10 protein-coding genes and 1 pseudogene are annotated in these 8,704 nt (G+C 68.8%); 4 read left to right on the top strand and 7 right to left on the bottom strand.

Translation table 11 applies throughout. The features are described 5' to 3' along the window. The 3 genes from L995_RS06165 to minE all read left to right on the top strand — a co-directional run. A partial coding sequence (locus L995_RS06165; RefSeq protein WP_047470194.1) for a septum site-determining protein MinC occupies positions 1-233 on the top strand: 233 nt, incomplete at its 5' end. A gap of 49 nt (positions 234-282) precedes the next feature. Further along, positions 283-1,095, top strand: coding sequence for a septum site-determining protein MinD (gene minD, locus L995_RS06160; protein WP_017405686.1), 813 nt, complete (start codon positions 283-285; stop codon positions 1,093-1,095). Positions 1,096-1,101: 6 nt separating this feature from the next. Continuing rightward, positions 1,102-1,365, top strand: a complete 264-nt coding sequence (gene minE / locus L995_RS06155) for a cell division topological specificity factor MinE (protein ID WP_016447328.1) — start codon at positions 1,102-1,104, stop codon at positions 1,363-1,365. 19 nt (positions 1,366-1,384) lie between these two features. On the opposite strand, the gene L995_RS06150 is transcribed toward minE, so the two are convergent. From L995_RS06150 to L995_RS06140, 3 genes are read right to left on the bottom strand one after another with little or no spacing between them, the layout of a single operon-like run. Then, positions 1,385-2,728, bottom strand: coding sequence for a sensor histidine kinase (locus tag L995_RS06150; protein WP_047470191.1), 1,344 nt, complete (start codon positions 2,726-2,728; stop codon positions 1,385-1,387). Next, entirely contained in the window at positions 2,718-3,398 is a 681-nt protein-coding gene (locus L995_RS06145) for a response regulator transcription factor (RefSeq protein ID WP_013800000.1), read from the bottom strand. Before L995_RS06145 ends, L995_RS06150 begins: the two co-directional genes overlap by 11 nt. Further along, entirely contained in the window at positions 3,398-4,108 is a 711-nt protein-coding gene (locus L995_RS06140; RefSeq protein WP_231574364.1) for a PepSY domain-containing protein, read from the bottom strand. Before L995_RS06140 ends, L995_RS06145 begins: the two co-directional genes overlap by 1 nt. Positions 4,109-4,456: 348 nt before the next feature. Between L995_RS06140 and L995_RS06135 the strand changes: the two genes are divergently transcribed. Then, positions 4,457-5,455, top strand: a complete 999-nt coding sequence (locus tag L995_RS06135; protein WP_231574363.1) for a DUF5666 domain-containing protein — start codon at positions 4,457-4,459, stop codon at positions 5,453-5,455. Here L995_RS06135 and L995_RS06130 read toward each other — a convergent pair. From L995_RS06130 to L995_RS06115, 4 genes and pseudogenes are all read right to left on the bottom strand, one after another. Then, on the bottom strand, positions 5,452-6,867 hold the full coding sequence (locus L995_RS06130; RefSeq protein WP_047470186.1) for an amino acid permease: 1,416 nt from the start codon (positions 6,865-6,867) through the stop codon (positions 5,452-5,454). The two genes, L995_RS06135 and L995_RS06130, sit on opposite strands and share 4 nt — an antisense overlap. Positions 6,868-7,076: 209 nt before the next feature. After that, positions 7,077-7,580 (bottom strand): flavin reductase family protein, encoded by a 504-nt coding sequence (locus L995_RS06125; RefSeq protein ID WP_016452255.1) that lies wholly within the window; start codon positions 7,578-7,580, stop codon positions 7,077-7,079. 190 nt (positions 7,581-7,770) lie between these two features. After that, the gene (locus tag L995_RS06120) at positions 7,771-8,406 is read right to left on the bottom strand and encodes a 3'-5' exonuclease (protein ID WP_047470184.1); all 636 of its coding nucleotides are present in this window, start codon (positions 8,404-8,406) and stop codon (positions 7,771-7,773) included. 44 nt (positions 8,407-8,450) lie between these two features. Then, a pseudogene (locus tag L995_RS06115) lies at positions 8,451-8,704 on the bottom strand (homoprotocatechuate degradation operon regulator HpaR); the annotation flags it as partial.

Genomic DNA, 8,704 nt, shown 5'->3' with positions numbered 1-8,704 from the left:
CCGAAGTCATCGCCGACGGCAACGTCCATGTCTACGCGCCGCTGCGCGGCAGGGCCATCGCCGGGGCGCGCGGCAACACCGAGGCGCGCATCTTCAGCACCTGCATGGAAGCACAGCTGCTGTCGATTGCCGGCATCTATCGCACAATCGAGACCGATCTCCCCGCGGATGTGGCCGCCAGGCCCGCCAAGGTGCGTCTCGACGGCGAGAAAATCCTCATCGAGCCGGTATGACACCGGACCCTTCTTCTTTGCTCTCCAGTCTTTAAGGAACCGTGCAAACATGGCCAAAATAGTCGTCGTGACCTCCGGCAAGGGTGGCGTGGGCAAGACCACCACCAGCGCCAGCTTCGCATCGGGCCTCGCATTGCGCGGGCACAAGACCGCCGTCATCGATTTCGACGTGGGCCTGCGCAACCTGGACCTGATCATGGGCTGCGAGCGCCGCGTGGTCTACGACCTGATCAACGTCATCCAGGGCGAGGCCAACCTCAACCAGGCCCTGATCAAGGACAAGCAGTGCGACAACCTCTTCGTGCTGGCCGCCTCCCAGACGCGTGACAAGGATGCGCTCACGCAGGACGGCGTCAAGAAGATCCTGGACGACCTGGCAGGCATGGACTTCGAGTACATCGTCTGCGACTCGCCGGCCGGCATCGAAAGCGGCGCGCTGATCGCCATGCACTTCGCCGACGAGGCCCTGGTCGTGACCAACCCCGAAGTCTCCTCCGTGCGCGACTCCGACCGCATCCTGGGCATGCTCAGCTCCAAGACCGCGCGCGCCATCGCGGGCGAGACCGTCAAGGAACACCTGCTGATCACGCGCTACAACCCCAACCGCGTGCAGGACGGCCAGATGCTGTCGCTGGAGGACATCCAGGACATCCTGCGCATCGAGCTGATCGGCGTCGTGCCCGAGTCCGAAACCGTGCTGCAGGCCTCCAACCAGGGCATTCCCGCCGTGCACATGCAGGGCTCGGACGTGGCCGAGGCCTACCAGGACGTGGTGGCGCGCTTCCTGGGCGAGGAAAAGCCCATGCGCTTCACCGAAGCGCAAAAGCCCGGCTTCTTCAAACGCATGTTCGGGGGGAGGTAAGCGGCCATGTCCATGCTCTCTTTCCTGCTCGGAGAAAAGAAGAAGACGGCCTCGGTGGCCAAGGAGCGCCTGCAGATCATCCTCGCGCGTGAGCGCGTGGGCGGCAACGGCGGCGGTCCCGACTACCTGCCTGCGCTGCAAAAGGAGCTGATGGCGGTGATCTCCAAGTACGTGGACATCGACGTCAACGACATCAAGGTGCACCTGGAGCGCCAGGAAAACCTGGAAGTGCTCGAAGTCAAGATCGAACTGCCCGACGCCGCGCGCTGAGCGCCGCCCGGCGCCGTGCTCAGCCCAGGCGCAGCGTGCAGCGCAACCCGCCCAGCGGGCTCGGCCCCATCTCCAGCGATCCTCCATAGGTCTCGGCGATGTCGCGCACGATGGCCAGGCCCAGGCCCAGGCCGTGGCCCTGGGCCTGTTCGTCGAAGCGGACACCGCGCTCCATGGCCTGCGCGAGATGCTCCGGCGCCAGGCCTGGGCCGTCGTCATCGATCTGCAGCAGCGTCGTCGTGCCATCCTGGCACACGGCCAGCGTGACGCGGCTGCGCGCCCACTTGCCTGCGTTGTCCAGCAGGTTTCCCGCCATCTCCTCCAGGTCCGAGGCCGCGCCGCGCCAGCGCAGCCCATGGCCGGGCAGCGGCGTGGAGGTCTGGATGGACCAGGACAGGCGACGCTGGGCGTGGATCTGGCGCATGGCATCCAGCAGCCGGGCCAGCACCTCATCCAGCGCCACGCTGCCGGCGCTGCCGGCGCCGCTGGCAAAGCGCGCCAGATGGCGGTCGATGGTGTGGGACATGGCCTGTACCTGGTCACGCAGCCACGGGCCATCGACCTGATGGCCGCGTGCCTGGATGCCGAGCACGGCCAGCGGCTTCTTGAGCGCATGGCTCAGGTCGGCCGCCTGGTGGCGCGCGCGCTCCACGACCTGGGCATTGCGCTGCAGCACCTGGTCCACGGCCTCGGCAATCGGGTCCAGGTCGGGGCCGAAGTGCCGCCCCAGCTGCGTGCGTGTACCGTCTTCCATGTCCTGCAGCGCCTGCTGCAGGCTGCGCAGCGGCTGCAATCCCAGGCGCACCAGTGCCACCGTGCACAGCAGCAGCGCGGCGACCAGGCCCAGCTCGGTGACCAGCAGGATGCGGTCGATGCGGCGCCATTCCTGGCGCGTACCGTCCAGCGGGCCGAAGACATGCAACTGCACGCGCCGGCCCGCGACATCGAAGCTGCGGCGCAGTCCCAGCAGTTCGCGCCCCTGCGGCCCGCGCAGCGACAGCAGCGTCTCGCTGTCCTTGTGCCGGGGCCAGGGACGGGCGTCGTCCAGCTCCAGGCTGTCGTCCCAGACCGAGCGCGACTGCTGCAGCCGCCCGTCCTGCTCCAGTGTCCAGTACCAGCCCGAGAAAATGCGGCCGAACTCGCCGCGATTGAGCCGCGTGCCCTGTCCGGTCAGGGGCCCAGGGGACTGCAGCTCGGCCTGCAGCCGCTCGGCACGGTCCTGCAGGCCGGCCTTGAAGCTGCGCAGCACCGCGTCGTGCAACTGCTCGCGCAGCAGCCAGCTGGCGGCCGTGCCGCAGGCCAGCGTGGCCACCAGGCTCAGTGCCAGCAGGCGCTCCGACAGGCCCCAGTGCCTAGGACGCATGGTCGCCGCTGGCCTGCTGCAGGCGAAAGCCCCGTCCGCGCTCGGTATGGATCAGGCCATGCGGGGACAGTTTGCGGCGGATGCGGCCGACCAGCACGTCCACGGTGTTGGAGTCCGGGTCCAGGTCGCGTGCGTAGACATGCTCGCTGATGTCGGCGCGGCTGACGAGCTGTCCATGCCGGTTGGTCAGAAAGCTCAGGATGCGTTGCTCCTGCGCGGTCAGCGCAAGCGGCCGACCTTCGAGCGTGAAGCGGTCTGCCATGGTGTCGTAGGCCAGCGGGCCTATCTGCACCAGGGGCCGGCTGCCGCCTGCTGCGCGCCGGTGCAGCACGCGCAGCCGCGTGACGACCTCCTCGTGCAGAAAGGGCTTGGTCAGGTAGTCGTCCGCGCCGGCCTGGAAGGCCGTGAGCTTGTCGCTCCAGCGGTTGCGGGCCGTGAGCACCAGCACGGGAAAGGAGCGGCCCTGCTCGCGCCAATGGCGCAGCACCGAGACGCCGTCCTGTCCTGGCAGCCCCAGGTCCAGCAAGGCGGCGTCATAGTGTTCGACGCTGCCCAGTTCCTGGGCGAGGCGGCCGTCCGCGCAGCACTCGGCCAGCATGCCGGCCTCCTGCAGGATGGCCTGCAGGCCTGCAGCAAGATCGGCGTCGTCTTCGACGATGAGCACCCGCATCAGCGCAGTCCGTCCTCTTCGATGGGCTGGCCGCTGTACGCATCCACATGCACTTCGATGCTGCGGCCGGCGCTCAGCTGCAACTCGACCTCGTAGTAGGCGCGCTGCCGGACGTCGATCTTGAGCTCGGCCTCTGTGGCGCGGGCCTGGTACTTGCGCTCCAGTTCCTCAAGAATGCGCGGCAGCGGTTGCAGCGTGGCGGCCTGCTCCCGGCTCAGGACAGGCTCCGCCAGGATGCGGCCCGTCTGGGCGTCGGCGCGCAGCAGCTGCTCACGGCCTTCGCGCGTGAGCAGCTGGATCTCGTAGTAGGGCCTGGGGCTGCGCGTTTCCTCCAGCTCGATCTGCAGCACGGTGCCGGGATGCAAGCGGGTGACGGCTGCCGCCACGGCGGACATGGGTATCAGCACGGCGGTGGTGGCGCCCGGCCGGGGGATGTCCTGTCCCGTGACTGCATCGATATAGATCTCCGTGCGCTGGCCATTGGCGAGCTTGATTTCGTACCAGCGCCGGCCGTCGGCGCCGCGCTCGAGTTCGATGTCGATGACGCGCCCTTTGTGGCGCTGCTGCACTTCCTGGAGGATTTCCGCCAAGGGCCGCAGGCGCTTGGACTGCACCTCGCGGCGCACGCTTTCATGCTCCGCTGGCGTGGTGGCAGAGGCGGGCGCCAGCGGCAAGGCCAGCAAGGCAGCAAGTGCGAGGCGGAGTTTCACGGCCACGCATCTTATGTGCACGTTCTTAAACAGTGCATGAACGCGCCATTCATGCGCGGTTTAGGCGCCTTTGCCGACACTGCAGGCGGTTGCACCGATGGCCCCGCCGCGGTGCCTTTTCATCTGTTTCTTTCTGGCATCGAACACCATGCATTTTCTTCGCTTTTCCCGCTCCGCCCCGCCATTGCACCGGGCCCTGGGCGCTGGCGCGCTCTCGCTGTCCGTGCTGCTGGCCGCCTGCGGCGGTGGCGGCGGCGGGGCTGACAAGCCCGTCCCACGCCGGTCACTCCCAGCGCCAGCTATGCGTCGGGCACCATTGACGGCTTCGGCTCCATCCTGGTCAATGGGGTGCGGTATGACGAGCGCCAGGCCCGGATCACCGATGGCGATGGCGTCCTGCTGGCCAGCGATGCGCTCAAGCTGGGCATGGCGGTCCATGTCACGGCCGACCCCGTGACCACCGGCAGCGATGGTGTGGCGCGCGCCATGGCCCGCCAGATTCTTGTGCGCAGCGATCTGGAAGGTCCGTTGAGCGCGGTCGTGGGCGACCGGCTGACCGTACTGGGCCAGACCGTGATCGTCGATGCGGCCACGGTGTTCGAGGACGGCCGCGCGGCGGCGCTGCAGGTCGGCCGTGTGCTGGAAGTCCACGGCCTGCGCGATGCGCAGGGCCGCATTCTTGCCAGCCGCATCGAGATCGAGGATGACGCCGACGAGACCTGGCGCCTGCGCGCGCCTGTGGATGCCGTTGACATGTCGCGCCGCACCCTGCGCATCGGCGAGGCCGTCGTCAACTGGAGCGGCGTGCAGGTTGCCGCCGCGCTGGCTGCCGGCGACGTGGTCAGCCTGCGCCTGGCGCGCCAGCCAGATGCCGCCGGCCTGTGGGTGGCCACCGCACTGTCGGTGCAGCGTCCCACGCTGCCCGAACAGGCAGGCGTGGAGGCCGACGTCACCGGCCATATCACCCGCATGGACTCGCCGACCCGCTTCGTCGTGGACGGCCTGAGCGTGGACGCGGGCAGCGCCACACGCCTGCCCGCAGGCCTTGCCGTGGGCGACCTGGTCGAGGTCGAAGGCATGTTCCAGGACGGGGTGCTTCGCGCCTCCGAGGTCGAGCGCAAGCTGCGGCTGGACAGTGACGATGGCTTCGAGATCGAGGGCCGCATCACCGCTGTCGACAGCCTGGCCGGCATCTTCGAGCTGCGCGGCGTGCGCGTGGACTATCGCAATGCGCGCTTCGAGGATGGCAGCGCTGCCCAAATTGCCGTGGGGCGCGTGGTCGAGGTCAAGGGCCGGCTCTCGGACGATGGCGCGATGGTGGTGGCCACCGAGGTCGAGTTCGACTAAGGGTTCGCGTTCGCCGCAGGCCGCATGGCCTCGCTCTGCGCACGCGCGGCGGCGGGGCGCACCCACAGCAGGTAGGCGGCGCCCAGCAGCACGATCCACAGGCCGCCCACGACCAGGGCTGCACGGGTGTGGGGGAAGTAGCCGAGCACGCCCAGCACCAGCAGCATGAAGGCGATGGCGGCCAGCGGCGCGGCGGGCCACAGCGGGACCGGGAACTTCAGCGCGGCCACCTGCTGCGGGCTCATGCGGCGGCGCGCCGCGAACTGCGACAGCAGGATCATCAGCCAGACCCAGACCGTGGCGAAGGTGGCGATGGAGGCGATCAGCAGGAACACGTCCTCGGGAATCAGGTAGTTCAGCACCACGCCGGCCAGCAGCGCCACGGCCATCACCACCACCGTCATCCAGGGCACGCCATGGCGCGAGACACGGCCGAAGCCGGCGGGGGCCTGGCCCTGGTGCGCCATGCCGTAGAGCATGCGGCCGGCGCCGAAGATGTCGCTGTTGATGGCCGACACGGCCGCCGAGATCACCACGATGTTGAGAATGGTGGCGGCCGAGGAAATGCCCAGGCCGCTGAAGATCTGCACGAAGGGGCTGCCCTGGCTGCCGATCTGCGGCCAGGGGAAGATGCTCATCAGCACGAACAGCGTGAGCACATAGAACAGCAGGATGCGCAGCGGCACGGCGTTGATGGCGCGCGGGATCACGCGCGCCGGGTCCTTGGCCTCGCCGGCCGAGATGCCGATGATCTCGATGCCGCCGAAGGCGAACACCACCACCGCCAGCGAGGCGATCAGGCCCGAGACGCCATGGGGCATGAAGCCGCCGTGCACCCACAGGTTCTGCACGCCGGTGGGCGCCTGGCCGGCCGCCATGCCGAAGCCGAACACCATGATGCCCAGGCCGCCGCCGATCATGGCGATGATGGCCGCCACCTTGAGCAGGGACAGCCAGAACTCCATCTCGCCGAACACCTTGACCGAGCACAGGTTGAGCGCGCCGATGAAGCAGACGATGGACAGCACCCAGATCCAGCGCGGCACCTCGGGAAACCAGAACCCCATGTAGATGCCGAAGGCCGTCACGTCGGCCAGGCAGACGATGACCATCTCGAAGGTATAGGTCCAGCCCGTGACGAAGCCGGCGAACGGCCCCAGGTAGTCGCTGGCGTACTGGCCGAAGGACCCGGGCACGGGGTTGTGCACGGCCATCTCGCCCAGCGCGCGCATCACCATGTAGACCGCCGCGCCCGCCAGCAGGTAGGCGATCAGCACCGAGGGCCCCGCCTGCTGTATGGCCTTGGCCGAGCCGTAGAACAGCCCCGTGCCTATGGCCGAGCCCAGTGCCATGAAGCGGATATGGCGGGCCGACAGCCCTCGGTGCAGGCTGCCTGCAGATGGTGAACTCATGTGCTGTCTCCCCCCGTCATTGGTGAAATGGCCGCCGCATCCACGGGCTTCATCGGCCTGCGGATGGGTCTGCGATCAGATGTATAAGCCTGTATATACAATATGCGCAGACACCGATTTCCCGGACCGGGGATTACCCGGAGGCGGGAAGGCACGGGAATGGGGGAGCTGCCGAGAGAGCCGACGAGAGGGCTGCCGCGGGCCCGGGCTCAGCCCAGGCCGCCCGTGTGCATGCGGCCTGCGTGGTACAGCAGCGGCGTGTGGCCGGCCTGGTGGCTGCACTGCTCGACCTCGCCGATGAAGATCACATGGTCGCCCTCTTCATGGCGATGGCGGTTGCGGCACTCGAAGACGGTGGTGGCTTCGGTCAGCAGCGGCACGCCCTGGGCCGAGCTGCGCCAGGCGGTGTTGGCGAAGCGGTCCACGCCCTTGCGCGCGAACAGCTCGGCCAGGGGCTTTTGCGAGGCCGACAGCACGTGGATGGCGTAGTGCGAGCAATGCTGGAACACCGGCAGCGAGGCCGCCGACAGCGCCATGCTCCACAGCACCAGCGGCGGTGTGAGCGAGACCGAGTTGAACGAGCTCACGGTGACGCCCACCGGATGGCCCTGCGGGCTGCGCGCGGTGACGATGGTCACGCCCGTGGCGAACTGGCCCAGCGCGTCGCGGAACTCGCGCGACGAGAACGGGGCCTGAGGGGCCAGGTTGGCCATGGCGGCAGGAGGCAGGGCGGAATTCACGGGTGCAAGAACCAGGCGGCAGCAAGGCGGCAGCAGGGCTGCCGCGTTTGGGACGGGCGCCCGTAGCCGGGCAGCAACCGTGCATTATGGGTGCGGATGCCGGCAGATGCGGCCGATGGGGATTTGGCCAGGGAGGTCTTTGCCTTGCGTGCGCTGTGCCGGCTCACAGCGCCATGCGCATCTGGGCGGGCGCGGCGTTCTCCTGCAGCCAGCCTGCCATGCGGGCGCGCGCGCAGCGCTGCAGCCGCATCAGCAGTGCATGCTCGGGCCAGGCCAGCGCATAGCGCCGGCACAGGTCCTGCTGCATGCGCGCCAGCAGGGCGGCGGCCATCTCGGCATCGGCCAGCGCCCGGTGGGCACGCTCGGCCACGGGCAGGCCCAGGTGGGCGGTGAGCCGGCTCAGGCTGTGGCTGGGCGCGTCGGGATAGATGCGGCGCGACAGCAGCACGGTGCAGGCAAAGGGCTGGGGCGCGGCCTCGCCGGCCAGGGCCAGTTCGGACTGCCAGAACTTGCTGTCGAAGGCCGCGTTGTGCGCCACCATGGGCGCGCTGCCCACAAAGCGGGCGGCATCGCGCATCACGTCCTCGGCGGGCGGCGCGGCTGCGACCATGGCATTGGTGATGCCGGTCAGCCGCGTGATGAAGGGCGGTATCCAGGCACCCGTGCGCATCAGGCTCTGGAAGCGGTCCACGACCTGGCCGCCCTCGATCAGCACGATGGCGACCTCGGTGGCACGCGCGCCCTGGGCGGGCGCCATGCCCGTGGTTTCAAAGTCGATGACGGCAATCGGCTGCGGCATGGGGCGATTGTGCCCGGCAGTGCCCGACCGGCGTGCCGGGGCGGCTATTCCTCGGCCTGGCTGCCGTCGGCCGCGCCCAGGCGCTGCACGACCTGGTCGAGCAGGGCGTAGAGCTGCTCGATCTCTTCATGGCCCACCAGGCGCTCGATCTCGGCATAGGTCTCGGAGGAATGTGGCGCGATCTCGGCCACGATGGCGTGGCCGGCCGCCGTGAGCTCGAACTCGGCGCCGCGCATGTCGCTGGCGTGGCGCGAGCGCTCCACCAGTTGCCGGCCTTCCAGCGTCTTGAGCAACGCGG

The sequence above is a fragment of the Delftia sp. ZNC0008 genome, assembly GCF_000799035.1.
In the GTDB taxonomy this organism is placed as follows: Bacteria; Pseudomonadota; Gammaproteobacteria; order Burkholderiales; family Burkholderiaceae_C; genus Comamonas; species Comamonas tsuruhatensis.
This window is presented reverse-complemented; position numbering and strand designations above follow the sequence as displayed.